We start from the raw sequence: 1,303 nt of genomic DNA on the forward strand, positions 1-1,303 counted from the left end.
CCGAGCCCGCGAACGTCACCGCGCCGATCAGGATGCCGACGTAGATCTCGACTTCGTGGATGGCCTTCTCTGCGCCGACGAACTGCACCGACGTATCGATGTAGCTGGCAAAGCCCACCAGGCACGCGGCCAGGCCGACCAGGCTGTGCATCAGCGCAACCAGTTCGGGCATCTGCGTCATCTGCACCTTCTTCGCGGCGATGAGGCCGACCGCACCGCCGACGACCAGTGCGGCGACGACGTACGGAATGCCCTCGGCCGACACGCGCGGACCGAGCACGGTGGCCAGCACAGCGATGACCATGCCGATCATGCCGAGCAGGTTGCCGCGGCGTGCCGTTTCCGGGTTCGCCAGCCCGCCGAGACTGAGGATGAAGAGGATCGCCGCGCCGATATAGGAGACGGTAGTCAGATTGGAAGTCATGGTTGTCGTCCCCTTATTTGCGGAACATTGCCAGCATGCGCCGCGTCACCGCGAAGCCGCCGAACATGTTGACGGCCGTGAGCGTCAGCGCACCCACTGCCAGGCCCAGGATCAGCCCCGACGGCCGGTCGCCCACCGCGGCCCCGCCCAACGGCGGCGCGACCTGCACCAGCGCACCGATCGCGATGATCGACGAAATCGCGTTGGTCACGCTCATCAGCGGCGTGTGCAGCGACGGCGTGACGTTCCAGATCACCATGTAGCCGATGAAGCAGGCCAGCACGAACACCGTGAAGTGCGACAGGAACGTGGCCGGCGCAAACTGGCCAACCAGCAGGAAAGCCAGTGCGCCGACGCCGAACACGATCGCGAGCGTCCTGGCCGACATCGGCTCGCCGCTGCCGTGGCCATGGCCTTTCGGCGCGGCCGCCGCGGGCGGCGGCGTCTGTGGTTTCGGTGCGGCGGCCGGCTGCTTGAGCTGCGGCGGCGGCCAGGTGACGTTGCCTTCCTTGATGACCGTGAGGCCACGGATCGCGTCGTCGTCGAAATCGACGTTGATCGTGCCGTCCTTGGTCTTGCACAGCTCCTCGACCACGCGCAGCAGGTTGGTCGCGTACAGCGTGGACGACTGCCTTGCAAGACGCGATGCGAGATCCGTGTAGCCGATGATGGTCACGCCGTGGCGCACCACGGCCTCGCCCGGTACCGTGAGCTCGCAGTTGCCGCCTTGCTCGGCCGCCATGTCGACGATCACGCTGCCCGGCTTCATCGACTGCACCATCTCGGCCGTGATCAGCTTCGGCGCCGGCTTGCCGGGAATCAGCGCGGTGGTGATGATGATGTCCGCGTCCCTGGCCTGCTGCGCGTACATCGCGCGCT

General features: G+C 66.8%; 2 protein-coding genes. Both read right to left on the reverse strand.

Annotation, left to right across the window (positions count from 1 at the left end; genetic code table 11):
- Window positions 1-424, reverse strand: a 424-nt coding sequence (locus tag G3N94_RS41510) for an NAD(P)(+) transhydrogenase (Re/Si-specific) subunit beta (protein WP_205799932.1), incomplete at its 3' end; no start/stop codon positions are given.
- A 13-nt stretch (window positions 425-437) separates the two neighbouring features.
- Window positions 438-1,303, reverse strand: an 866-nt coding sequence (locus tag G3N94_RS41515) for a Re/Si-specific NAD(P)(+) transhydrogenase subunit alpha (protein ID WP_205799933.1), incomplete at its 5' end; no start/stop codon positions are given.

The sequence above is a fragment of the Burkholderia sp. Ac-20353 genome (genome assembly GCF_017104785.1).
GTDB lineage: Bacteria > Pseudomonadota > Gammaproteobacteria > Burkholderiales > Burkholderiaceae > Burkholderia.